The organism is Arthrobacter citreus (genome assembly GCF_038405225.1).
GTDB lineage: Bacteria > Actinomycetota > Actinomycetes > Actinomycetales > Micrococcaceae > Arthrobacter_B > Arthrobacter_B citreus_A.
The window spans coordinates 2,393,749-2,417,208 of the sequence record NZ_CP151657.1 but is presented as its reverse complement, the minus strand read 5'-3'; the positions used below and the strand labels follow the sequence as shown (position 1 = coordinate 2,417,208).

Genomic DNA, 23,460 nt, shown 5'->3' with positions numbered 1-23,460 from the left:
CGGACGGGGCTGAGAGTTTGAGACAATGAAGCCATGCAGTCGCTCCCGAACGGCAAGATGCCGCAGTCCTCGTCCAAAGCCCGCCGTGGAGTAAGCCAAAAAATGGCAACCTTCGGCATGACCCTCATGCTGCTCGTGTTCCTGGTGGCCGTGGTGTTTGCGGCAAATGAGAACGACGTCGTCGGATGGCTGGTTGTCATCATCTCCCTGGGGTGGCTGTGCCTGTTCACCTTTGTGGTGTTCAGCGTGCGCGGTGCCGCCCGCAAGGCCGGAGCAAAACTGGCTGAAGCACAGGACACTTTGACCCGTGCCGCGGGAGGAAACCCCCCGGTGCAGGTGATTGACGAGTCCACCACTATCCGGGACCAGAAACTGGACCACAGCTTCAAAATCATCCAGGTGCAGTCCCGGGTCATCCGGGAGAACCTCGGCAAGGATGAGGACCAGGTCAGCCGGGCGCTGGAAACGATCGAAATCACCTCGCACAACGCGCGCTCCATGATCAAGAAGGACGACAGCGGCCCGGTCGAGGGCACCCTGGTGGACTAAGAGGTCCGACCGCTTTCCCCACAACCGCCTGCCCGGCCGGGCTGCGGCCCGCGGTCAAAGATGAACCGCATGCTACTGAGGAGTATGGTTATTCGCGTGAGTTTGGCATCAGCAGAAGAATCCGCCCGTCCCGCAAAAGCACTGCGCATTGCAACGGTGAATGTGAACGGTATCCGCGCCGCCTACAAGCGCGGCATGGCCGACTGGCTGGCTGAGCGGGATGTGGACATCCTCTGCCTGCAGGAGGTCCGCGCCCCCGACGCACTGGTCCGGGAACTTCTTGGTGACGACTGGCACATCCTGCATGCCGAAGCCGAAGCAAAGGGCCGGGCCGGTGTGGCGATTGCCTCACGGACAGCCCCGGCAGCAACCCGCGAACACATTGGTGATGAGTACTTTGCCCTGTCCGGACGCTGGGTGGAGGCCGACTTCAAGGTTCCGGTTGACGGTGCCGAGAAGCTGCTGACCGTGGTCAGCGCCTACGTTCATTCCGGTGAGGTTGACACCCCCAAGCAGGTGGACAAGTACCGCTTCCTGGACGTCATGACCGAACGCCTGCCGGCGCTGAAGCAGCAGAGCGACTTCGTGCTGGTGGTGGGGGACCTGAACGTTGGACACACACCCCTGGACATCAAAAACTGGAAGGGCAACGTCAAGCGTGCAGGTTTCCTTCCGGAGGAACGTGCCTACTTCGACCGGTTCTTCGGCGAGGAGATCGGCTACACCGACGTGGCCCGCAAGCTGGCCGGTGACGTTCCCGGCCCGTACACCTGGTGGTCCTGGCGCGGACAGGCCTTTGATAACGACAGCGGCTGGCGCATTGACTACCAGCTGGCCACCCCCGGACTGGCAGAACGTGCCGTGTCCGCCGTCGTTGACCGGGCCGCCACCTACGACAGCCGTTTCTCGGACCACGCCCCCGTAGTGGTCGACTACCAGTTCTGAGGATAAACACATGAGCACATCCACAGCCTCCGGGCGCCAGCGCATCCTTTCGGGAATGCAGCCCTCCGCAGATTCCCTGCACCTGGGCAACTACCTCGGCGCGCTGGTGAACTGGGTCCGGCTCCAGGAGGAGTACGACGCATACTTCTTCATCCCGGACCTGCACGCCATCACTGTGCCCCAGGACCCCGCAGACCTGCGCCAGCGCACCCGCGTTACCGCCGCGCAGTACATCGCCGGCGGTGTGGACGTGGACAAGGCCACGCTCTTCGTGCAGTCACAGGTCCCCGAGCATGCCCAGCTCGCCTGGGTCCTGAACTGCATGACGGGATTCGGTGAAGCATCCCGGATGACCCAGTTCAAGGACAAGCAGCAGCGATTCGGGGCCGACTCGGCGTCCGTTGGCCTGTTCACCTACCCGATCCTCCAAGTTGCCGACATCCTGCTGTACAACCCCCACGGCGTCCCCGTGGGCGAGGACCAGCGCCAGCACGTGGAACTCAGCCGGGACCTCGCCAAGCGGTTCAATTCCCGCTACGGCGATACCTTCACGGTTCCCGAGGTGTTTGTGCAGAAGGAAGCCGCAAAGATCTACGACCTGCAGAACCCGACGGCGAAGATGTCCAAGTCCGCGGCATCTCCCGCCGGGCTGATCAACCTGCTGGACCCGGACAAGGTGATCGCCAAGCGCATCAAGTCCGCGGTCACCGACGACGGTGCCGAGATCCGGTTTGACCGCGGCTCAAAGCCCGGCGTTTCCAACCTGCTGTCCATTTTCTCCCTGGTTTCCGGACGGAGCATTGACACCCTGGTGAAGGAATACGAAGGGAAAATGTACGGCCATCTTAAGGTTGATCTGGCCGAGGCAGTCACCGAGCACGTCCGTCCAATCCGGGAGCGCGCACTGTACCTGCTCGAGGACCCGGCGGAGCTTGACCGTCTTCTTGCCGTGGGTGCCTCCAAGGCCCGCGAAAGCGCATCGGCTACACTTGCCGATGTGTACAGCAAAGTGGGCTTCCTACCCATGGGTTCCACCACGGTCTGACCGATGAGTTCCTGGAATCCGATGATCCTTGCAGATGCCGCCGCGGGCGTCGACGGCGGCACCAGTGCGCCCGATTGCACCTGTGTGGGGATTGTTATCGGGGTGCCCGAGCCGATGGCCACGGAACTGCGCCGCGCCAGGGCCTCCTTTGGCGATCCCATGGCAGCCGTTATTCCGGCGCACATCACGCTCGTGACCACCACGGAGACTGATGACTGGGAGGCCACGGCCAAGCATGTGCGCCGGGTGGCGGCCAGCCACGCACCCTTTGATGTCTCGCTGCGCGGCACCGCGACGTTCCGTCCCGTATCGCCGGTGGTGTACCTGCAGCTCGACGAAGGCTATGACGAGTGCACGGCCCTGCACAAGGAAATGCAGAGCGGTCCGCTGGCCCGGGACCTGCCGTTTCCCTACCATCCGCATGTCACGGTGGCCCACGACGTCAGCGAAGCGGGCATGGACAATGCCATGCACACCCTGCGCCATTACGAGGCCCGCTTCACCGTGAACACCATTGGCCTGTTTGAACATGACGCCACCGGGCTGTGGAAGCCCCGTGAGGAAGTCGTCCTTCGGGGGTAACCGGAAACGGCGGATTAGTCCTGCCCGGGAGCCCCGTTGTCCGAGGGTGACAGATAAACGGCTGCCCAGGCGGCGATGATGTCCGCGGCCCGGCTGGTCTGGGCCCGGTCCACCATTAGGTGGTCACTGCCCTCGAGCGATATGAAGTTCCTCGGGTGCCTTGCCACGGAGAAAATCTCGCTGGCGTTATCAATGCCCACGGTGTTGTCGGTGGGGGAGTGCATCACCAGCAGGGGCAGGTGCAGGCCGGCGATGCACCCGGACAAGTCATGCGCGGACAAATCATCCAGAAGCTCTTCCCGGATCTGCAGGCTTCCCCCGCCCAGATCCACCTGAGCAGACCCCCGTTGCCGGATGGTGTCCATTTCCTCCTCGAACAGGTGGAGTACATGGGACGGGCGGAACGGGGCGGCAATTGTCACCACGGCGTCCAGCTCCGGAATTTTCGGCGCCGCTGCCAGGACGGCGGCGCCGCCGAGGGAATGCCCGATCAGCAGGGACGGGGCGCGTCCCTGTCCGCGCAGGAAACTCACGGCACTGGAAATATCCGCCACCTTGGTGCTGAACGTACCGTCTTCCCACGCGCCGCTGGATCCGCCAAGGCCGGCCGCGTCATAGCGCAGGACGCCGATGCCGTGCCCGGCCAGGGCCTTGGAGATCCGTGAGGCGGCAGCACTGTTCTTGCCCAGCGTGAAGCCGTGGCAAAACACCGCCCAGCCCCGGACTTCGCCGTCGGGCACGTCGATGGTGCCGGCGAGCGTCGTGTTGTTGACGCCGGGAAAGGAAACGGATTCAAACGTGGGCATGGACATACCTTAGGGACGGGGGCGCCGCCCGCAAGAGGGGCGGCACAGGAGTGGTGGCACGGGAAAGGCGGCGTCCGCAGCCCTGGTGGACTGCGGACGCCGCCTTTTGGGCCCTGTGAGGCCGGGCGGTGCTAGATCGAGCGGCTCAGGATGGCCTGCTTGACCTCGGCAATGGCCTTGGTCACCTGGATGCCGCGCGGGCATGCTTCCGAGCAGTTGAAGGTGGTGCGGCAGCGCCACACGCCTTCCTTGTCGTTCAGGATTTCCAACCGCATGTCTCCGGCGTCGTCACGCGAGTCGAAGATGAAGCGGTGCGCATTCACAATGGCAGCCGGACCGAAGTACTGTCCGTCGGTCCAGAACACCGGGCAGGAGGACGTGCACGCGGCGCAGAGGATGCACTTGGTGGTGTCGTCGAAGCGCTCACGGTCCTCGGGGGACTGCAGGCGCTCCTTCGTGGGCTCGTGGCCCTTGCTGACCAGGAACGGCATAACCTCGCGGAAGGACTGGAAGAACGGCTCCATGTCCACAATGAGGTCTTTCTCCACCGGCAGGCCCTTGATGGGTTCCACGAGGATGGGCTTGGACGTGTCCAAGTCCTTCAGCAGCGTCTTGCAGGCCAGGCGGTTGCGGCCGTTGATGCGCATGGCATCGGAACCGCAGACGCCGTGGGCGCAGGAGCGGCGGAAGGAGACGGAACCGTCATGCTCCCACTTGACCTTGTGCAGTGCGTCCAGCACACGGTCCGTGCCGTACATGGTCAGCTTCCACTCGTCCCAGTATCCTTCGTCGGATACTTCGGGGTTATAACGGCGGACCTTGAGCGTGATTTCGAACGAGGGAATTTCCCCGCCCACAGATTCCGGCAGATCAATCTTGGAGGCCGGCTCCGCAATTTCCGTTGTCATTAGTACTTCCTCACCATCGGCTCGTAGCGCGTGAAGATGACCGGCTTGGTGTCCAGTCGAATGCCCGCGGTGTGCTCGGCGTTGGCGGCTTCGTCAACCTTGTACGCCATTGAATGCTTCATGAAATTCTCGTCGTCGCGCTCGGGGAAGTCCTCGCGGAAGTGCCCGCCGCGTGATTCTTCGCGGTGCAGCGCTGCCACGGTCATCACCTTGGCCAGTTCCAGCAGGAAGCCCAGTTCCACGGCTTCCAGCAGGTCCAGGTTGAAGCGCTTGCCCTTGTCCTGGACGCTGATCTTCTTGTACCGCTCCTCGAGCGATGCAATGTCGGTCAGCACCTGGTTGAGGGTGTCCGCGCTGCGGAACACCTGCATGTTGGCATCCATGGTGTTCTGCAGGTCCCGGCGGATCTCCGCAACCCGCTCGGTGCCCTCGGAATTGCGGACCAGGTCCAGCAACTCGATGGTGGCGGATTCCGGGTTCTCCGGCAGATCCACGAAGTCAGCGGTCAGCGCGTACTCGGCGGCATAGATGCCGGCGCGCTTGCCGAAGACATTGATGTCCAGCAGCGAGTTGGTGCCCAGACGGTTGGAACCGTGCACGGAAACGCAGGCAACCTCACCGGCTGCGTACAGGCCGGGGATGACCGTGTCATTGTCCTGCAGGACTTCGGCCTTGATGTTGGTCGGGATGCCGCCCATGGCGTAGTGCGCGGTCGGGAAGACCGGCACCGGCTCCGTGTACGGCTCCACACCCAGGTAGGTGCGGGCGAACTCGGTGATGTCCGGGAGCTTGGCATCAATGTGCGCCGGTTCCAGGTGCGTGAGGTCCAGGAGGACGTAGTCCTTGTTCGGGCCGCAGCCGCGGCCTTCACGGACTTCGTTGGCCATGGAACGGGCCACGATGTCACGCGGCGCCAGGTCCTTGATGGTGGGGGCGTAACGCTCCATGAAGCGCTCACCCTCGGAGTTGCGCAGGATCGCGCCCTCTCCGCGGGCTGCTTCGGAAAGCAGGATGCCCAGACCGGCGAGGCCTGTCGGATGGAACTGGAAGAACTCCATGTCTTCCAGGGGGATGCCGCGGCGGAACGCGATGCCCATGCCGTCACCGGTCAGGGTGTGCGCGTTCGACGTGGTCTTGAAGACCTTGCCGGCGCCGCCGGAGGCGAACACCACTGACTTGGCCTGGAAGACGTGCAGCTCGCCGCTGGCGAGGTCGTAGGACACGACGCCGGCAACGCGCTTCTGGCCGAAGCTGTCGGTGACGGTCAGCAGGTCGAGCACGTAGTACTCGTTGTAGAACTCCACATTGTGCTTGACGCAGTTTTGGTACAGCGTCTGCAGGATCATGTGGCCGGTGCGGTCAGCTGCGTAGCATGCACGGCGGACCGGTGCCTTGCCGTGGTCGCGGGTGTGGCCGCCAAAGCGGCGCTGATCGATGCGGCCTTCGGGCGTGCGGTTGAACGGCAGGCCCATCTTTTCCAGGTCCAGCACGGCGTCGATGGCCTCTTTGGCCATGACCTCCGCTGCGTCCTGGTCCACCAGGTAGTCACCGCCCTTGACGGTGTCAAAGGTGTGCCATTCCCAGTTGTCTTCTTCGACGTTGGCCAGTGCTGCGCACATGCCGCCCTGAGCCGCACCAGTGTGCGAGCGGGTGGGGTACAGCTTGGTCAGTACCGCCGTACGTGCGCGCTGGCCGGATTCAATGGCGGCACGCATACCGGCGCCGCCGGCGCCGACAATTACGACGTCGTACTTATGGACCTGCATACCAGATGCTCTTTCTGTTGAAACTTGGAAAACGTTCGTGGTTGCCCGCGCCCCTTCAGGGGATCGGACGCTGCGGTTACGCCTTGCAGAAATCCGCGAGAAGCTCTGCGGGAGCTCCGGCGGGGCAGGGATCAAAGGTGAAGATCACCAGGGTGCCGAGCACGATAATCACGAGCGAAGCAATGTAGAGAATGCTCTTGAGCGTCATCCGGGTGGTGTTCTTGTCCGCGTAGTCATTGATGATGACGCGGACGCCGTTGGTGCCGTGCAGCATGGCAAGCCACAGCATGACCAGGTCCCAGACCTGCCACAGCGGGCTGGCCCACTTGCCGGCGACGAAACCGAAGTCCACGGCGTGGATGCCGTCGCCCACCATCAGGTTGACGAAGAGGTGGGTGAAAATCAGGACGATCAGGATGGCCCCGGAGATGCGCATGAACAGCCATGCCAGCATCTCGAAGTTGCCCTTGCCGCCCGGCGTGCGGGCGTACTTGGGGGCAATGCGGCCGGAGCGGGGAGCTTCGACGGAGACAGCGTCGTTTGTTGTGGTGCTCATAGCTTAGTGACCCCCGAAAACGATGGGAAGGTGGCGAATGGAGAAGCCGATCATGGTGATAACCCAAAGCCCGACAACGCTCCACAGCATCTGGCGCTGGTACTTGGGGCCCTTCTTCCAGAAATCGATCAGGATCACACGCACGCCGTTAAAGGCGTGGAACACGATGGCGGCGACGAGGCCGAGCTCGCCGAGGCCCATGATGGGGTTCTTGTATGCGCCGATCACGACGTTGTAGGCCTCCGGTGATACTCGCACCAGTGAGGTATCCAACACGTGGACCAAAAGGAAGAAGAAAATCACCACGCCGGTAATGCGGTGTGCAACCCAGGACCACTGGCCTTCGCGGCCGCGGTAAAGAGTGCCTGCTGGTAACTTCGACACTGAATTTCCTCCCTGCGGCGCAGCGGCGCTGGCGTGTCTTCCACGCAGTGATGACGCCGGTGCGACAGCAATATAAGCTCAAGCATAATCTAGGTGCCCCGCCTGGCGCTTTCAATTTAGGTGGCCCTATCATGTGACGCTCGTTACACCCCGCAGGGGATGGCTGGCCTGCCTCAGCCGGGTTCCCCGAACTGTCGGCTAATCTTGGCTCTGATGAGTACAGAACCGGTAGAACCCAATCCTTCCCCAGAGCTTTCCGCCGAGTCCTCCTCCGGGGACTTCGACCGTTTTTACGGTGTGATCCCGGCCGGCGGCGTGGGAACACGGCTCTGGCCGCTGTCCCGGGCGGCCGCTCCCAAGTTCCTGCATGACCTGACGGGCTCCGGCTCCACGCTCATCCGGGCCACGTATGACCGGCTGCGCCCGCTCAGCGGTGACCGCGTCATGGTGGTCACCGGAGCCCTTCACCGGCAGGCCGTGCGGAAGCAGCTCCCGGAAATCACCAGTGAAAACCTGGTCCTGGAACTCGAGCCGAAGGACTCCGCCGCGGCCATCGGCCTGGCGGCAGCCATCCTCTACAAGCGGGATCCGACCATCATCATGGGTTCCTTCGCCGCAGACCAGGTCATCGCGCCTGTCGATGTCTTCCAGGATGCGGTGCGTGAAGCCATCCACACGGCCGCCCAGGGATATATCGTCACCATCGGCATCCATCCCACGCACGCCGCCACGGGTTTCGGATACATCCGGGCCGGGGACAAACTGGATATCGCCGGTGCCCCCAGCGCGCACGCCGTCGTCGAATTTGTGGAGAAGCCCTCCGAAGGAGTGGCCCGCACCTACCTGGCGAACGGCCGCTACAGCTGGAACGCCGGAATGTTTGTCGCGCCGGTGGAGCTGATGCTCAAGCACCTGAAGGCGAATGAGCCGGAACTGCACACGGGCCTGATGGAAATCGCGGATGCCTGGGACACTCCGGCCCGCCGGGAAGTGGTGCGCCGGGTCTGGCCCACGCTGCCCAAGATCGCCATTGACTACGCGGTGGCTGAGCCGGCGGCCGCGGCCGGGGACGTTGCCATGATTCCCGGCATCTTCAACTGGGACGATGTTGGCGACTTTGCCGCCATTGGGCGCCTGAATCCCGCGGCGGAGAACAGCGACCTCACCGTCATGGGCGAAGGCGCCCGGGTCTATTCCGAAAACGCCTCCGGGATTGTGGTGTCGGATACCAAGCGTGTCATTGCGCTGATCGGCATCGAGGATGTCGTCATCGTGGACACCCTGGACGCACTGCTGGTGACCACCAAGGAGCATGCCCAGGAGGTCAAGAAGGCCGTGGAGCATTTGAAGGCCAGCGGCGACACTGACGTTCTTTAACCGCTGTTTCCCTTAACTGCGTCACACGGTTCCCGTAACAGCAGCCTCAGTGGCTAACCTTGAAGTTGTGCCTACTATCCCACTGAACAGCTCCCCGGTACCGTCGATGCGCGGAAGCGTCGCTCCGCTCCTGGGTGAGCTGATCGCGTTCCGGCGGGACCTTCACCGGCACCCGGAGCTGTCCACGAAGGAATTCCGCACCACCGACAGGATCGTCGAAACCCTCGGAGCCGCCGGGCTGCAGCCGGTCCGGCTGGAAGGCACCGGGGCCTACGTGGATATTGGCGAGGGGCCGCTGAGGATTGGCCTGCGCGCTGACATTGACGCCCTGCCTGTGCTGGAGGAAACGAACCTTCCCTACGCCTCCGAAAACACAGGTATTACCCATGCCTGCGGCCATGACATCCACACCACCGTCATGGTGGGGGTGGCTCAGGTCCTCGCCAAGCTGGACGCCGCAGGAAACCTCGGCGGCCGCGTCCGGATCATTTTCCAGCCCGCTGAGGAGGTCATGCCCGGCGGTGCGCTGGGGGTCATCCGGCAGGGCGTGCTGGAGGGGCTGCCCCGGATCGTGGCGCTGCACTGTGATCCGCGGATTGACGCCGGCAACGTGGGAACCCGGATCGGTGCCATTACCTCGGCGTCGGACACCATCCGGATCGAACTTTCCGGCAGGGGTGGACATACCTCCCGGCCGCACCTCACCGAGGACCTGGTCTTTGCCCTCGCGGAGATCGCCGTGAGCGTCCCGGCGGTGCTTTCCCGGCGGATCGACGTGCGCAGCGGCGTGTCGGTGGTTTGGGGGCAGATGCACGCGGGCTCGGCGCCCAACGCCATTCCCGGCCATGGATTCATGTCCGGCACCATGCGCTGCCTGGATGCCGAAGCCTGGTACGCGGCGGGCGAGCTGCTGGACGACGTCGTGCGCCAGACTGCCGCTCCCTTCGGCGTGGACGTCACCCTGGAGCACACCAGGGGAGTGCCGCCGGTCATCAACACTGACGCTGAAACCAGCCTGATCGAAGCCGCGGCCCGCGCCGAGCTGGGGGAGGACTCCATAGTATTGGCCCCGCAGTCCATGGGAGGCGAGGACTTCGCCTGGATGACGCAGGCTGTTCCCGGCGCCCTGATGCGGCTGGGCACGCGCACCCCCGGCGGCGAGACCTACGATCTGCACCGCGGCGACTACAACCCGGACGAACTGTCCATCAGCTGTGGTGTGAGCGTCATGGCGGCCGCTGCCCTGCGTGCCGTCCGGGGCCTGCGCCACTAGCTCAGCGCCTCTGTCACAGCACGTCATGACGAGACAATCTGCGTCATTTGCTTGCAAATAATAACAACATGTAAACAATGTCCCTTGTCAGGGGTTATGTGGCTCACAGTGACCGCCGTTACCCATAGGATAGGCATGCCGCGGTCCAACGACGGACGGAACGCTGCACCACGCGACGCCGGAACGCTCACCACTGAGCGCTCGACCGAAGCATCCACGCGTGGCACCCATTTCATTCCTGGAGGAACATTGAAGAACTTCCCGCGCAGCTTCAAGCGCAACGCAGGCGTTTCCGCCGCCATGCTCGGCGTCTCGGCGCTCCTGCTTTCGGGCTGCGGCGCCGCACCCGAGGAGAACGACGGCGGCTCCGAGGCTGCGGCAAACAGCGACTTCACCGGCTGCATCGTCTCCGACGCCGGTGGCTGGGATGACCGCTCGTTCAACCAGTCCACGTACGAGGGCCTCATGGCGGCCAAGGACAAGCTGGGCATCGAGACCCGTGAAGTCGAGTCCAAGGACGCATCCGACTACACCAACAACGTGAACAGCACCGTGGACGCGGGCTGCGACCTGACGGTAACCGTCGGCTTCCTGCTGTCCGACGCCACCAAGGATGCCGCCGAAGCGAACCCGGATACCAAGTTCGCCATCGTCGATGACAACGCCATCGAGCTCGAGAACGTCAAGCCGATCATCTATGACACGGCCCAGGCCGCGTTCCTGGCCGGATATGTCGCAGCGGGGTCCACTGAGACCGGCACCGTAGCGACCTACGGCGGCATGAACATCCCCACCGTGACGATCTTCATGGAGGGCTTTGCCGACGGCATCAAGTACTACAACGAGGAGAACGGCACCGACGTCAAGCTCCTCGGCAGCGATTCCTTCGTGGACAGCTTCGACAACCGTGCTGCCGGTAAGACGCTGACCCAGAACTTCATCAACGAAGGCGCGGACATCATCATGCCGGTCGCCGGACCGGTGGGCCTGGGCACCATGGAAGCCGTTGTGGAAGCCAATGACGGCGGCAAGGACGTCAAGGCAGTATGGGTTGACTCGGACGGCTACGAGACTGCCGGCATCGGCCAGGAGTACATCCTGACCTCCGTCATGAAGCTCATGGGCGAGGCCGTTGAGGAAGTTGTCACCGAAACCGCTGATGACAACTTCAGCTCCGAGCCGTACGTTGGCACCCTGGAGAACGGTGGAGTGGACCTGGCTCCGTTCCACGACCAGGAGGGCAGCGTCCCGGATGAGGTCAAGTCAGCCATCGACGACCTCAAGGCCAAGATCATCTCCGGTGAAATCACGGTCGACGCAAAGTCCAGCCCGCAGCAGTAGCAGGCCCGGACTGCCCGCAGGCAACCGCCATGTCCCGCAGCCTCGCTGCGGGACATGGCGGTTTGTCTGTGCGTAGCGGCTTTTCCTCCCACACGGCACTTTCGAACAGATTGGTTGGGGTTTTGTGAAACTCGAACTCAAGGGCATCACCAAGCGATTCGGTTCGCTGGTGGCCAACGACCACATCGACCTCGTGGTCGAGCCCGGACAGGTACACAGCCTGTTGGGTGAAAACGGCGCCGGAAAATCGACGCTCATGAACGTTCTCTACGGACTCTATGAACCCACCGAGGGGCAGATCCTCCTCGACGACAAGCCCGTAATCTTCAACGGCCCCTCCGACGCCATGGCGGCGGGTATTGGAATGGTGCACCAGCACTTCATGCTGGTGCCCGTGTTCACCGTCGCGGAGAACGTTGCCCTGGGCAATGAGTCCACCCGCCTGGCTGGGGCGCTGGACCTGCAGACCACCCGCGCCCGCATCCGCGCCATTTCCGAACAGTACGGCTTCGACGTGGATCCCGACGCTGTGGTCGGCGATCTGCCGGTGGGCGTCCAGCAGCGCGTGGAAATCATCAAGGCGCTGATCCGGGACGCCGAGGTCCTGATCCTCGACGAGCCAACAGCCGTCCTCACCCCGCGTGAGACCGATGAGCTGCTGGCGATCATGCGCCAGTTGACCAATGACGGCAAGGGCGTGGTTTTTATCTCGCACAAGCTGCGCGAGGTCAAAGCCGTTTCCGACGTGATCACCGTGATCCGCCGCGGCAAAGTGGTTGGTTCCGCCGAACCCTCCGCCAGCACCACGGAACTGGCCGCCATGATGGTGGGCCGTTCCGTCAGCCTGAGCCTGGGCAGGGAACCCGCCGCTCCCGGCGAGGAAACCTTCCAAGTGAAGAACCTGACCGTGGTGTCCGGCAGCGGGCAGCCCGTGGTCAACGGACTCAGCTTCGGAATAGCCAAGGGTGAAATACTGGCCGTCGCCGGAGTCCAGGGCAACGGCCAGACGGAGCTTACCGAAGCCATCATGGGGCTGCAGGAACACGTCACGGGTTCCATCAGGCTGGACGGCCGGGAACTGGTGGGCATGAAGACCAGCAGCATCATTGACGCAGGCGTCGGCTTCGTTCCCGAGGACCGCTCCGTGGATGGATTGGTCGGAACGTTCTCGGTTGCCGAGAACCTCGTTCTGAATCAGTACAACGAGCGGCCCTTTGCCCGGGGGCTGTCGATGCAGCCCGCCGTCGTGGCGGCGAACGCCGACACGAAAATTGCCGAGTTCGATGTCCGCACCCAGTCCGCGGCAGCCCTGGCCGGCACCCTCTCCGGAGGCAACCAGCAGAAGGTGGTCATGGCGCGGGAGCTGTCCCGTCCGCTCGCCCTGTTTATCGCCAGCCAGCCCACCCGCGGCGTCGACGTCGGATCCATCGAGTTCCTGCACCGCCGGATCATTGCCGAACGGGACGCCGGAACGCCGGTCATGATTGTGTCCACCGAACTGGACGAGGTCCTGGAACTCGGTGACCGCATCGCAGTGCTGTACAGCGGCCGCCTGATGGGCATTGTGCCCGGCGGAACCCCGCGGAATGTGCTGGGCCTGATGATGGCCGGCATGACCGCCGAAGAGGCGCTGGCCCATGAAGCCGCGCCCGAAGACACCCAAACCGAGGGAGGGGCCCTTTGAGCCCGGAAAAGTCCACCACAGGTGGGCAGACACCAGACCGCGCGACATCGGAAGCCGATGAGCTTCGCCTGGAAGCTGCCGCCGAAACCGCCGGCGGGCAGCTGCCTCCGCCCGCCGCGGCCGTCGGCACCACGGTAACGCCCACCCCGGACGCCTCACCCGGGGTGTTGGAACGCATCGTCACCGGAAACGGTCTGGTCTCCGTGCTGGCTGTCCTGATGGCCCTGGTGGTCGGTGGCGTACTGATCGCCCTGACCGACGAGGACACCACAACCGCCGCCGGTTACCTCTTCAACCGCCCGGGCGACTTCCTTGCCGCCGCCTGGGACGCAGCAGCCGGAGCGTACTACTCGCTCTTCCAGGGATCGATTGTCAATCTGGAAGCCGAGAGCTTCACCCGGGCCGTGTACCCCCTGACCCAGACTCTGACCACCGCCACTCCGCTGATCTGTGCCGGCCTCGGTGTCGCTCTGGCGTTCCGCGCCGGTCTGTTCAACATCGGCGCCCAGGGCCAGATCATCATTGGTGCGGCGCTGGCCGCATGGGTCGGCTTCACCTGGCAGCTGCCGATGGCCCTGCACCTGCTGCTGGTGATCGTTGCCGGCCTGCTCGGCGGAGCCATTTGGGGCGGTATCGCCGGGCTGTTGAAAGCCCGCACCGGTGCCCATGAGGTCATCGTGACCATCATGCTCAATTATGTTGCCATCCAGCTCGTGGCCTTCCTGCTCACCACCCCCGGCTTCCAGCGCGAGGGGTCAAACAATCCCATCAGCCCCCAGCTGAGCGACAGCGCCATGTTCCCCAAGCTTTTGGGGGAGAGCTTCCGCCTGCACTGGGGCTTCGTCCTGGCCATTGGAGCAACCGTTTTTGTCTGGTGGCTGCTGAACCGCTCCACCATCGGATTCGAGCTGCGTGCCGTCGGCGCCAACCCCGATGCGGCCCGCAACGCCGGCATCAGCACCACCAAGGGTTACGTGGTGGTCATGCTGATTGCAGGTGCCCTGTCCGGGCTGGCTGGTGTGTCCCAAGTGTCCGGCACCGAAAGGGTGCTGACCGCCGACGTCGCCGCAAGCTTCGGGTTCGACGCCATCACGGTCGCCCTGCTGGGCCGCTCGACGCCGTGGGGAACCTTCGCCGCCGGCCTGCTCTTCGGCGCCTTCCGCGCCGGAGGCGTGGCCATGCAGACCAACACCGGGACCAGCATTGACATTGTCCTGGTGGTCCAGTCCCTGATTGTCCTGTTCATCGCCGCGCCGCCGCTGGTCCGTTCCCTGTTCAGGATCCCGCCGCCCGGTGCCTTCCGCACCACCCGCAAGAGCGCCGAAGCCGCCGGAGGAGCAGCATGAGCACCGCAACCACCACAGCCCCCGCGCTGAACCCCGCGCCGGAGACTCTCGTGCGCAGCTGGAAGACACCGATCCTGCTGGGTATCCTGGCCCTTCTGGGGCTGGTTTTCTTCGCCATCCTCTCACCCGGCACGGAGGTCACGTTCCGCCTGACCGACCCGGCCGCGGCCATCACGCTGCCGGACCTTGTCTTCCCAGCCAGGGCGTTCGGCTGGGCCGGCGCCATCGTGCTGATCCTGGCTGCCGCCTGGGCCTTTGTCCTGGTCCGCTCGGGCCGCCGGCTGCCAATCTGGCTGCCGGTTATCTTCGGCGTCGTTTTTGTTGCCGGCTTCCTCGCCTGGGCCGTCGGCAGCGCCGGCACCCCGAACGTGGCCCTCTACGGCCTGCTGGCCGGCAGCATCACGCTGGCCGTTCCGCTGGTTTTCGGTTCACTGTCCGGCGTGTTGTGCGAGCGCTCCGGCGTGGTCAACATTGCCATCGAGGGCCAGCTGCTTTTCGGTGCCTTCGCCGCCGCTGTGGCCGGTTCCCTCTCGGGCAACGCCTTTATCGGCCTGCTCGCCGCCGCCGTCGCCGGTGTGCTCGTCTCGCTGGTGCTCGCGGTGTTCAGCATCAAGTACATCGTGAACCAGGTGATCGTAGGCGTGGTGCTGAACGTCCTGGTTTCCGGCCTCACTGGATTCCTGTTCTCCACGGTCCTCAGCAACAACGCCGAACGACTGAACACGGCGCCCCGGCTGCCCAACATCAGGATCCCCTTCCTCGCGGACATCCCGATCATTGGTCCGATCCTCTTTGACCAGTCCCTGATCGGCTACCTGATGTACTTCGCCGTGGCAGCGGTTTACTTTGGCCTGTTCCGCACCCGCTGGGGACTGCGTACCCGCGCCGTCGGCGAACACCCGAAGGCTGCGGATACCCTCGGCGTCAACGTCAACCGCACCCGTTTCACCAACGTGCTGCTGGCCGGCGCGGTGGCAGGCATCGGCGGTTCGTTCTTCACCCTGGTGTCAGTCTCCAGCTTCGGTCAGGACATGACCGGCGGCCAGGGGTACATTGCCCTGGCAGCCCTCATCCTGGGCCGCTGGAACCCCCTCGGCGCGGCGGCAGCAGCTCTGCTGTTCGGCTTCGCCACCAACCTGCAGTACGTCCTGGGCCTGCTGGGCACTCCGGTGCCGAGCCAGTTCCTGTCGATGCTGCCGTACGTCGTGACGATCTTCGCCGTTGCCGGTGTGGTGGGCAAGTCCCGCGCCCCGGCTGCCAGCGGCGTGCCGTATATCAAGGGATAAGCGCACATGACCACACAAACCCCGGCAGTGAACTGGGACGTGCTCCTGGAGCACGCCCGCGCCGCACTGTCGCACGCCTACGTTCCGTATTCGAAGTATCCGGTGGGGGCGGCCGCGCTGACCGATGACGGCCGGATCATTTCCGGCTGCAACGTCGAGAACGCCTCCTACGGGCTGACGCTGTGCGCCGAGTGCGCGCTGGTGAGCTCGCTGCACATGACCGGCGGCGGCCTCCTGGCAGCCTTCGTATGTGTGGATGGTGCCGGGGAAATCCTGATGCCGTGCGGGCGCTGCCGGCAGTTGCTGTACGAATTCCGGGCACCCGGAATGCAGCTGATGACCGTAAGCGGCATCCGGACCATGGACGAAGTCCTGCCCGATGCCTTTGGACCGCAGCACCTGGAAGGGCAGTAAACATGAGCAATGGACAAACACGGCGCAGTGAACAGTTCGACGCCGTGGACATCATCGGCATCAAGCGGGACCGGGGCACCCTGTCGCCGGAGCAGATCGACTGGACCATCGACGCGTACACCCGCGGAGCCATCGCCGAGGAGCAGATGGCCGCGCTGAACATGGCGATCCTGCTCAACGGCATGAGCCGGCAGGAAATCTCCCGCTGGACCACGGCCATGATCAACTCGGGAGTCCGCATGGACTTCTCCCCGCTGGGGAAACCCACCACCGACAAGCACTCCACCGGAGGTGTGGGGGACAAGATCACCCTGCCGCTGGCGCCGCTGGTCGCCGTGTTCGGTGTTGCCGTTCCGCAGCTTTCCGGCCGCGGTCTCGGCCACACCGGCGGCACCCTGGACAAGCTCGAGGCGATTCCGGGATGGCGGGCCAACCTGTCCAACGAGGAAATCATGGCCCAGCTGGCCGACGTCGGCGCCGTCATCTGCGCTGCCGGCACCGGCCTGGCCCCGGCGGATAAGAAGCTGTACACCCTGCGCGACGTCACCGGAACCGTGGAGGCCATTCCGCTGATTGCGTCCTCCATCATGAGCAAGAAAATCGCCGAAGGCACCGGCTCGCTGGTGCTGGACGTGAAGGTGGGCTCCGGCGCGTTCATGAAGGATGAAGCCAACGCCCGCGAGCTGGCCGAAACCATGGTGGCCCTGGGCCAGGACGCCGGCGTCAACACCGTCGCGCTGCTGACCAACATGTCCACGCCGTTGGGCCTGACCGCCGGCAACGCCATTGAGGTGGAGGAATCGGTGGAGGTCCTCGCCGGCGGCGGACCGGCCGACGTCGTGGAACTGACGGTCCGGCTGGCGGAGGAAATGCTGGCCGCGGCCGGAATCCGTGACGCAGACCCGGCGGCCGCCCTGCGGGACGGCCGGGCCATGGACGTCTGGCGGCGCATGATCTCGGCCCAGGGCGGAGACCCGGACGCTTCGCTGCCGCAGGCACGGGAATCCGAGACCATCTACGCCCCGGCAGACGGTGTGCTGGTGGAACTGGACGCCCTGTCCGTGGGAGTGGCCGCATGGCGGCTGGGAGCAGGACGCGCCCGCAAGGAAGACCAGGTGCAGGCCGGAGCCGGCGTCCGCATGCATGCCAAGCCGGGTGCCGTGGTCCGCTCCGGACAGCCGCTGATGACGCTGCTCACGGATACGCCGGAGAAGTTTGACCGTGCCCGCGCGGCCCTGGAACACGCCGTCGTTATTGCCCCTGAAGGGTCCCGGCCCGCGCAGAAGCTGATCATCGACCGCATCGGGTAGGTCCCGCCGCCACCAAAGCCCGCCAACCGCGCCGCCCCCGCCGTTCCGAAGACGTCCGGGGGCGGTGTGGTTGGCGGGCACCATAACGTTGGTGGCATCGTTGTAGATACCAGAGACCAATCCAAGGGAGCCGACTGGACGTGCTGAGCGCCGCAGTGGACAGTATCAACAACTTCATTCTGACCTCCGCCGATGCACCGTGGGTTTACGCGGCCTTGTTTGCGTTCTGCCTGATCGACGGCTTTTTTCCGCCGGTCCCCAGCGAGTCCCTCGTGGTGGGCATGGCGGCCCTGGTGGCTACCGGGGCCGGTCCCAACCTGTGGCTGGTGGCTGCCGCAGCGGCCTGCGGCGCGTTCCTGGGTGACAACCTCGCCTACCTGATGGGCCGGAAGATCGGCACCGAACGGTACCGCTGGATGCGGGGACCGCGGATGCAGCGCGGATTCGTCTGGGCGCGCAAGGAACTGGATAAGCGTGCCGTGTCCCTGATCCTGATTGCCCGCTTCATTCCGATCGGGCGCGTGGTCGTGAACCTCACCGCCGGCGCCACAGGCTTTCCCCGCCGGGTCTTTGTCAGCCTCACCACCCTGTCCGCCGTCGTTTGGGCCGGCTACAGCGTAGCCATCGGCGCCCTGGCCGGGGCCTGGTTCAAGGACAACCACCTGCTGGGCGTAGTGGTCGCCATCGCCATCGCGATGATCCTGGGGCTCGTCCTGGACCGGATTATCACCAAACTCCGCGGCCCCACGCCGCTGAAGACACCCAAGCCCGCTGAGCCCGGCCAGGGGGAGCATCCCGTGCCCGCCGCCGAAGCCGCCGGTGCCGGCAAGCCCGCCGAAACACCCTGAGCCGCACACGGGCAGCAGTGCCGCAGCTCACGTACAGTTGGCAGAGTGACTGAGCCTATTCTGCTTCCTGCCTCTGCCCTGCACCTCGACATCCGCAGCCTGCCCAAGGTTTCGCTGCATGACCACCTCGACGGCGGCCTGCGGCCGGCCACCATCATCGAACTCGCGGAGGCTGCGGGGCACAAGCTGCCCTCCACCGATCCGGTCGCCCTCGCCGAGTGGTTCCGCGAATCCGCGAACTCCGGTTCCCTTCCGCGCTACCTCGAAACTTTTGACCACACCATTGCCGTGATGCAGAGCCGTGAAAACCTGGCCCGCGTGGCCCGCGAGTTCGTGGAGGACCTGGCGGACGACGGCGTGGTGTACGCCGAGATCCGCTGGGCGCCCGAACAGCACCTCCAGGGCGGACTGAGCCTGGACGAAGCCGTGGAAGCGGTTCAGGCCGGATTGGATGCAGGCGTGGATGCGGCGGAAGCAAGCGGCCGCCTGATCCAGGTTGGTCAGCTCATTACCGCCATGCGCCACGCGGACCGGGGCATGGAAATTGCTGAGCTCGCCGTACGGCACCGCAACAACGGGGCCGTCGGCTTCGACATCGCCGGTGCCGAGGACGGTTTTTCGCCGGCACGGCTTGCAGACGTCTTCACCTATCTGGCGGAGAATCAGTTCCCCGTGACGGTCCACGCCGGCGAAGCCGCTGGCGTGGACAGCATCCGTGATGCCCTGGTGCACGGCCGGGCCCTGCGGCTGGGCCATGGAGTGCGCATCGCCGAAGACATTGAGGTGGAGTTCGACGCCGAGGACAGCCCGGTCACCGACGCCGCGGATGACACCGCAGTGGGCATGGTGAGCATTGGACAGGTGGCCGGCTGGGTCCGGGACCGGGGCATTCCGCTGGAGATCTGCCCGTCCTCGAACCTGCAGACCGGCGCCGTGGCGTCCTTCGGCGAGGATATCGAATCGCACCCGATCGACCTGCTGTACCAGACCGGATTCCAGGTCACTGTGAATACCGACAACCGCTTGATGAGTTCAGTCACGCTCACCGGCGAGTTCGAACTGCTGGCGGAAACGTTCGGATATGACCTCGACGACATCCTCGAACTCACCATGAACGCGGTTGATGCTGCTTTCCTTCCGCTGGAAGAGCGCGATGCGCTGGCCGCATACGTCACCGAGGGCTTCAACCAGGCCCGTGGCTGATCCAGTTTCCGGCACGTCCGGCGATGACCTCGGCCAGCGGTTTGCCCGCCTGGCCGGGGTCATCGCCACCCTCCGGGAGCGTTGTCCCTGGACCGCTGCCCTGGCCCATCAGTCACTGCTCGAATACCTCATTGAAGAGTCCTATGAGGTGGTGGAGGCCGTGGAAGCCGGCCACACTGGAGCCGAACACGCGCAGGAACTGGCGGGGGAGCTGGGCGACGTGCTGTTCCAGGTCCTGCTGCACGCCCGCCTTCAGGAGGAAGCGGGCCATTTTGGCATCGGTGACGTAGTGGAGTCGCTCACAGCCAAGATGATCCGCCGCAACCCCCATGTGTTTGCCCCCGACGGCACGCTGCGGTCAACAACAACCGATGACCCGGCCGAAATTGAGCGTGCCTGGGACAGCATTAAGCAGCGGGAAAAGCCGGAGCGGACGTCTCCTTTTGACGGCATTCCCGCCGGGCTTCCAGCCCTCCTGCTGGCCGCTAAGGTGCAGGACCGGGCCCGGCGCGCCGGGGTACCGGTGCTCCCCGGGGAGCCGAACGGCCCGCACCCGGCGCCCTGGAACGGCGAGGCCGAATTGGGGGATCACCTGTTCGACGTCGTGCGCCGGGCGCAGGCCCAGGGACTGGATGCCGAAGCGGCGCTCCGTGCCGCCGTCGGACGGTTCACCAACCGCTCCTAGGCCTGCCGGACACCCGCCTGGGCGCTCCAATCCACCAATATGGCGGTGCAGGTCCTTACTACCGCGGCGGTTTCAACTAGGCTGGAACCAGACAGCGTGGCCCGTTTCATAGCCCCAGCTGTAGATTCCCCTAGCGTTCCAACGAACAGGAGCATTCTCATGGCAATCATTGATGCCATTCACGCCCGCGAAATCCTGGATTCCCGCGGAAACCCCACCATTGAGGTGGAAGTTCTGCTTGATGATGACACGTTTGGCCGCGCCGCGGTCCCCTCGGGCGCCTCGACCGGTGCCTTCGAGGCCAACGAACGCCGCGACGGCGAAAAGACCCGTTACCAGGGCAAGGGCGTGCTGCAGGCCGTTGAAGCCGTCATCGAGCAGATCCAGCCGGCACTGCTGGGCTTCGACGCCGCTGACCAGCGGGCCATCGACCAGACGATGATTGACCTGGACGGCACCGACAACAAGTCCAACCTGGGCGCCAACGCCATGCTGGGCGTGTCCCTCGCCGTGGCACGTGCCGCCGCCGAATCCTCAGCGCTGCCGCTGTACCGCTACCTGGGCGGCCCCAACGCACACATCCTGCCCGTGCCGCTGATGAACATCCTCAACGGTGGATCGCACGCTGACTCCGACGTCGACATCCAGGAATTCATGATTGTTCCCCTGGGTGCCCAGACTTACTCCGAGGGCCTGCGCTGGGGCGTTGAGGTCTACCACAACCTCAAGTCCGTCCTGAAGGAAAAGGGCCTGTCCACCGGCCTCGGCGACGAAGGCGGCTTTGCCCCCAACCTGCCGTCCAACCGCGCCGCACTGGACCTGATCCTCGAAGCGATCACGCGCGCCGGCTACACCCCGGGCACCGACATCGCCCTGGCCCTGGACGTTGCAGCCTCCGAATTCTTCAAGGACGGCTCGTACCTCTTCGAAGGGACCAGCCGCTCGGCAGAGGAAATGTCCGCGTACTACGAGGAACTCGTCCGGGATTACCCGCTCGTGTCCATCGAGGACCCGCTGGACGAAGAGGACTGGGACGGCTGGAAGACCCTGACCGCGTCCATCGGCGACAAGGTGCAGATTGTGGGCGATGACCTGTTCGTCACTAACCCCACCCGCCTCGAGACCGGCATCAAGCGCAACGCCGCCAACTCCCTGCTGGTCAAGGTCAACCAGATCGGCACCCTCTCCGAAACCCTGGACGCCATCACCATGGCCCAGCGTGCCGGGTACACCACCATCACCTCGCACCGCTCCGGCGAAACCGAGGACACCACCATTGCCGACATCTGCGTTGCCACCAACGCCGGCCAGATCAAGACCGGCGCACCGGCCCGCTCCGAGCGTGTAGCCAAGTACAACCAGCTGCTGCGCATCGAAGAAGAGCTCGACGACGCCGCTCGTTACGCAGGACGCAGCGCGTTCCCGCGTTTCACGGCAGAGTAAGCATGCTGCCGGTGGGTACCCTCGTTAACGGGGGTGCCCGCCGGCCCTGTTTAACCAGTGTTTCGTTTAGCTGCTTTGTTGAGCCATACCAAGGAGTTCCATGCCCACCCGACGCCCGAAAGTCCCCAAGGCCGGTTCAGCGGGGGACACCGCCGCAGGTGCGGCTGCCTCCGGCTCCGGCGGGACAAAACCGGTGCGGCGGCAGAATCTCCCGGTGGATCCGGACACCATCAGCGTCACAAAGTCCGTGGACGGATCCCGGAGCGCTCCGGCCAGGGGCAAGCCGTCAGCAACTGCGGCACCGCAAACACCGAAGGTGACCGCAGCACCAAAGGCAAAGGCGGCACCAAAAGCGAACACAGCACCGAAAACGAAGGCAGCGCCTAAAGCGAAGGCAGCCGCCAAGGCTCCCGCCGGACGCAAGGCCGGGAACACCAAGGCTGAAAACACCAAGGGCGCGAACACCAAGGACGGCGACAGCAGTGCCGCGGCCGGCAGGTTCCGGCGCCGGGCCGCTGCCCAGACCTTCGGAACTGTTGCCGGCGCAACAGCCGTCGACGCTGCGGATGACCTGCGTCCGGTCCCCGCGAAGGCGTTCTCCGGCCGGCTCCTGGTCCTGGCGATGGTGACCCTGGTCATTACGGTGCTGCTCGCGCCGTCAGTGAACACGTACCTGCACCAGCGCTCGGACATCGCGGCACTGGAAGCGGAGATTGCCGCTGAGAAGGAAACATCCCGCAACCTGGAGTCCGAGCTGGACCGGTGGGAAGACCCCAACTACATCAAGCAGCAGGCCCGGGAGCGCATTTTCCTGGTCATGCCGGGGGAGACCCGCTACCTCGTCAAGGGCGAACACGGGGTGGAGAACGCCGAGCAGCAGGCGCAGGAGGAAGCCGAGGACCTGCAGTGGGTGGACTCGCTGTGGGATTCCGTCAAGAGGTCCGCCACGGCACCGTAGACCCACCGTTGTCCCGGGGTGGGCAGGGTGCCGGCGGAGGTCCGGCCCCGGCGTCGTTCCGCGCACAGTAATCTTAGAAGCGCAGACATTACTCAGCCCGGGCCTTGTTTAGGCCCCCAGGAAGGAACCTCCGGCATGACCCAGGAGCAGCTCACCCCCACCTCCGAAGATCTGGAGACTCTGAGCCGACAGCTCGGCAGGCCGGCACGCGACGTCGTGGAAATCGGGGCGCGCTGCGTCTGCGGCAACCCGCTGGTGGCCACCACGGCTCCGCGCCTCAGCAACGGCATCCCCTTTCCGACCACCTATTACTTGGCGCACCCTGTGATTACGGCGGCAGTGTCCCGGCTTGAAGCAGCCGGTGTCATGAACGAAATGACCGAGCGGCTGGAGCAGGACCCCGAGCTCGCCGCCCGGTACCGGGCGGCCCACGAAGCGTATCTCCAGGTCCGGAACGACATTGGCGCGCGCACCGGCGTTGGTCCCGTTCCCGAGATTGACGGTGTCTCCGCCGGCGGCATGCCCACCCGCGTGAAATGCCTGCATGTGCTGGTGGGCCATTCACTGGCCGCCGGCCCGGGCGTCAACCCGCTCGGCGATGAGGCACTTGAACGGATTTCCCCCTGGTGGACCCGTGATCGCTGCTATTGTGATGGCGCGTGGGACACCACAGCCGCGGCGCCCAGCCGCGACCTGAGCCGGCACACGAAGACCCAGGGCCTCTCCGCGGAGGAACTGGACGCCAAGCGTG

At 64.8% G+C, this 23,460-nt stretch carries 22 protein-coding genes and 1 pseudogene; 18 read left to right on the top strand and 5 right to left on the bottom strand.

The window, feature by feature from the left end:
* Positions 1 to 33 precede the first annotated feature (33 nt).
* The 4 genes from AAE021_RS11150 to AAE021_RS11135 all read left to right on the top strand — a co-directional run bounded on the left by AAE021_RS11150 (position 34) and on the right by AAE021_RS11135 (position 3,121).
* Positions 34 to 549: a hypothetical protein gene (locus AAE021_RS11150; RefSeq protein WP_342022401.1), complete on the top strand. Its 516-nt coding sequence runs from the start codon at positions 34 to 36 to the stop codon at positions 547 to 549.
* 96 nt (positions 550 to 645) lie between these two features.
* Entirely contained in the window at positions 646 to 1,494 is an 849-nt protein-coding gene (locus AAE021_RS11145) for an exodeoxyribonuclease III (protein ID WP_342022400.1), read from the top strand.
* Positions 1,495 to 1,504: 10 nt separating this feature from the next.
* On the top strand, positions 1,505 to 2,539 hold the full coding sequence (gene trpS, locus AAE021_RS11140) for a tryptophan--tRNA ligase (protein ID WP_342022399.1): 1,035 nt from the start codon (positions 1,505 to 1,507) through the stop codon (positions 2,537 to 2,539).
* Between the two features lie 3 nt (positions 2,540 to 2,542).
* Entirely contained in the window at positions 2,543 to 3,121 is a 579-nt protein-coding gene (locus AAE021_RS11135) for a 2'-5' RNA ligase family protein (RefSeq protein WP_342022398.1), read from the top strand.
* 14 nt (positions 3,122 to 3,135) lie between these two features.
* On the opposite strand, the gene AAE021_RS11130 is transcribed toward AAE021_RS11135, so the two are convergent.
* From AAE021_RS11130 to sdhC, 5 genes are all read right to left on the bottom strand, one after another.
* Positions 3,136 to 3,927, bottom strand: a complete 792-nt coding sequence (locus AAE021_RS11130) for an alpha/beta hydrolase family protein (RefSeq protein ID WP_342022397.1) — start codon at positions 3,925 to 3,927, stop codon at positions 3,136 to 3,138.
* A 131-nt stretch (positions 3,928 to 4,058) separates the two neighbouring features.
* Positions 4,059 to 4,835, bottom strand: coding sequence for a succinate dehydrogenase iron-sulfur subunit (locus AAE021_RS11125; RefSeq protein WP_342022396.1), 777 nt, complete (start codon positions 4,833 to 4,835; stop codon positions 4,059 to 4,061).
* Positions 4,835 to 6,601 (bottom strand): succinate dehydrogenase flavoprotein subunit, encoded by a 1,767-nt coding sequence (gene sdhA / locus AAE021_RS11120; RefSeq protein WP_342022395.1) that lies wholly within the window; start codon positions 6,599 to 6,601, stop codon positions 4,835 to 4,837. Before sdhA ends, AAE021_RS11125 begins: the two co-directional genes overlap by 1 nt.
* A gap of 76 nt (positions 6,602 to 6,677) precedes the next feature.
* Entirely contained in the window at positions 6,678 to 7,157 is a 480-nt protein-coding gene (locus AAE021_RS11115; RefSeq protein ID WP_342022394.1) for a succinate dehydrogenase hydrophobic membrane anchor subunit, read from the bottom strand.
* 3 nt (positions 7,158 to 7,160) lie between these two features.
* Positions 7,161 to 7,541, bottom strand: coding sequence for a succinate dehydrogenase, cytochrome b556 subunit (sdhC, locus tag AAE021_RS11110; RefSeq protein WP_229964636.1), 381 nt, complete (start codon positions 7,539 to 7,541; stop codon positions 7,161 to 7,163).
* 213 nt (positions 7,542 to 7,754) lie between these two features.
* Here sdhC and AAE021_RS11105 point away from each other — a divergent pair, with 213 nt between their 5' ends.
* From AAE021_RS11105 to AAE021_RS18100, 14 genes and pseudogenes are all read left to right on the top strand, one after another.
* On the top strand, positions 7,755 to 8,918 hold the full coding sequence (locus tag AAE021_RS11105) for a mannose-1-phosphate guanylyltransferase (protein ID WP_342022392.1): 1,164 nt from the start codon (positions 7,755 to 7,757) through the stop codon (positions 8,916 to 8,918).
* 106 nt (positions 8,919 to 9,024) lie between these two features.
* Positions 9,025 to 10,191 (top strand): amidohydrolase, encoded by a 1,167-nt coding sequence (locus tag AAE021_RS11100; RefSeq protein WP_342025392.1) that lies wholly within the window; start codon positions 9,025 to 9,027, stop codon positions 10,189 to 10,191.
* A gap of 249 nt (positions 10,192 to 10,440) precedes the next feature.
* A complete protein-coding gene (locus AAE021_RS11095) occupies positions 10,441 to 11,532 on the top strand; it encodes a BMP family lipoprotein (RefSeq protein WP_425362480.1) in 1,092 nt (363 codons plus the stop codon).
* A 124-nt stretch (positions 11,533 to 11,656) separates the two neighbouring features.
* Positions 11,657 to 13,216 (top strand): ABC transporter ATP-binding protein, encoded by a 1,560-nt coding sequence (locus AAE021_RS11090; RefSeq protein WP_342022391.1) that lies wholly within the window; start codon positions 11,657 to 11,659, stop codon positions 13,214 to 13,216.
* Positions 13,213 to 14,562, top strand: coding sequence for an ABC transporter permease (locus AAE021_RS11085; protein WP_425362392.1), 1,350 nt, complete (start codon positions 13,213 to 13,215; stop codon positions 14,560 to 14,562). The genes AAE021_RS11090 and AAE021_RS11085 overlap by 4 nt, the downstream gene beginning before the upstream one ends.
* Positions 14,559 to 15,848, top strand: coding sequence for an ABC transporter permease (locus tag AAE021_RS11080; protein ID WP_342022390.1), 1,290 nt, complete (start codon positions 14,559 to 14,561; stop codon positions 15,846 to 15,848). Before AAE021_RS11085 ends, AAE021_RS11080 begins: the two co-directional genes overlap by 4 nt.
* Before the next feature lie 6 nt (positions 15,849 to 15,854).
* The gene (locus AAE021_RS11075) at positions 15,855 to 16,262 is read left to right on the top strand and encodes a cytidine deaminase (protein ID WP_342022389.1); all 408 of its coding nucleotides are present in this window, start codon (positions 15,855 to 15,857) and stop codon (positions 16,260 to 16,262) included.
* A 2-nt stretch (positions 16,263 to 16,264) separates the two neighbouring features.
* Positions 16,265 to 17,572 carry a thymidine phosphorylase gene (locus AAE021_RS11070; RefSeq protein WP_342022388.1) on the top strand — a complete coding sequence of 436 codons (1,308 nt, stop codon included), beginning with the start codon at positions 16,265 to 16,267 and terminating at the stop codon, positions 17,570 to 17,572.
* Between the two features lie 155 nt (positions 17,573 to 17,727).
* Positions 17,728 to 18,420, top strand: a complete 693-nt coding sequence (locus AAE021_RS11065) for a DedA family protein (protein ID WP_342025389.1) — start codon at positions 17,728 to 17,730, stop codon at positions 18,418 to 18,420.
* Positions 18,421 to 18,465: 45 nt separating this feature from the next.
* Positions 18,466 to 19,623 carry an adenosine deaminase gene (locus AAE021_RS11060; protein ID WP_342022387.1) on the top strand — a complete coding sequence of 386 codons (1,158 nt, stop codon included), beginning with the start codon at positions 18,466 to 18,468 and terminating at the stop codon, positions 19,621 to 19,623.
* Entirely contained in the window at positions 19,616 to 20,308 is a 693-nt protein-coding gene (locus AAE021_RS11055) for a MazG nucleotide pyrophosphohydrolase domain-containing protein (protein WP_342022386.1), read from the top strand. The genes AAE021_RS11060 and AAE021_RS11055 overlap by 8 nt, the downstream gene beginning before the upstream one ends.
* A gap of 159 nt (positions 20,309 to 20,467) precedes the next feature.
* Entirely contained in the window at positions 20,468 to 21,751 is a 1,284-nt protein-coding gene (eno, locus tag AAE021_RS11050) for a phosphopyruvate hydratase (RefSeq protein WP_342022385.1), read from the top strand.
* Between the two features lie 100 nt (positions 21,752 to 21,851).
* Positions 21,852 to 22,709 (top strand): FtsB family cell division protein, encoded by an 858-nt coding sequence (locus AAE021_RS11045; RefSeq protein ID WP_342022384.1) that lies wholly within the window; start codon positions 21,852 to 21,854, stop codon positions 22,707 to 22,709.
* A 135-nt stretch (positions 22,710 to 22,844) separates the two neighbouring features.
* A pseudogene (locus AAE021_RS18100) lies at positions 22,845 to 23,432 on the top strand (DUF501 domain-containing protein); the annotation flags it as partial.
* Positions 23,433 to 23,460: the final 28 nt, after the last annotated feature.

What these genes read in the sequence shown, in the direction of transcription:
- sdhA (WP_342022395.1), bottom strand. Translation starts at nt 6,601, where the DNA reads ATGCAGGTCCATAAGTACGACGTCGTAATTGTCGGCGCCGGCGGCGCC.
- AAE021_RS11045 (WP_342022384.1), top strand. Translation starts at nt 21,852, where the DNA reads ATGCCCACCCGACGCCCGAAAGTCCCCAAGGCCGGTTCAGCGGGGGAC.
- AAE021_RS11080 (WP_342022390.1), top strand. Translation starts at nt 14,559, where the DNA reads ATGAGCACCGCAACCACCACAGCCCCCGCGCTGAACCCCGCGCCGGAG.
- eno (WP_342022385.1), top strand. Translation starts at nt 20,468, where the DNA reads ATGGCAATCATTGATGCCATTCACGCCCGCGAAATCCTGGATTCCCGC.
- AAE021_RS11130 (WP_342022397.1), bottom strand. Translation starts at nt 3,927, where the DNA reads ATGCCCACGTTTGAATCCGTTTCCTTTCCCGGCGTCAACAACACGACG.
- AAE021_RS11070 (WP_342022388.1), top strand. Translation starts at nt 16,265, where the DNA reads ATGAGCAATGGACAAACACGGCGCAGTGAACAGTTCGACGCCGTGGAC.
- AAE021_RS11105 (WP_342022392.1), top strand. Translation starts at nt 7,755, where the DNA reads ATGAGTACAGAACCGGTAGAACCCAATCCTTCCCCAGAGCTTTCCGCC.
- AAE021_RS11150 (WP_342022401.1), top strand. Translation starts at nt 34, where the DNA reads ATGCAGTCGCTCCCGAACGGCAAGATGCCGCAGTCCTCGTCCAAAGCC.
- AAE021_RS11100 (WP_342025392.1), top strand. Translation starts at nt 9,025, where the DNA reads ATGCGCGGAAGCGTCGCTCCGCTCCTGGGTGAGCTGATCGCGTTCCGG.
- AAE021_RS11075 (WP_342022389.1), top strand. Translation starts at nt 15,855, where the DNA reads ATGACCACACAAACCCCGGCAGTGAACTGGGACGTGCTCCTGGAGCAC.
- AAE021_RS11125 (WP_342022396.1), bottom strand. Translation starts at nt 4,835, where the DNA reads ATGACAACGGAAATTGCGGAGCCGGCCTCCAAGATTGATCTGCCGGAA.
- AAE021_RS11135 (WP_342022398.1), top strand. Translation starts at nt 2,543, where the DNA reads ATGAGTTCCTGGAATCCGATGATCCTTGCAGATGCCGCCGCGGGCGTC.
- AAE021_RS11115 (WP_342022394.1), bottom strand. Translation starts at nt 7,157, where the DNA reads ATGAGCACCACAACAAACGACGCTGTCTCCGTCGAAGCTCCCCGCTCC.
- trpS (WP_342022399.1), top strand. Translation starts at nt 1,505, where the DNA reads ATGAGCACATCCACAGCCTCCGGGCGCCAGCGCATCCTTTCGGGAATG.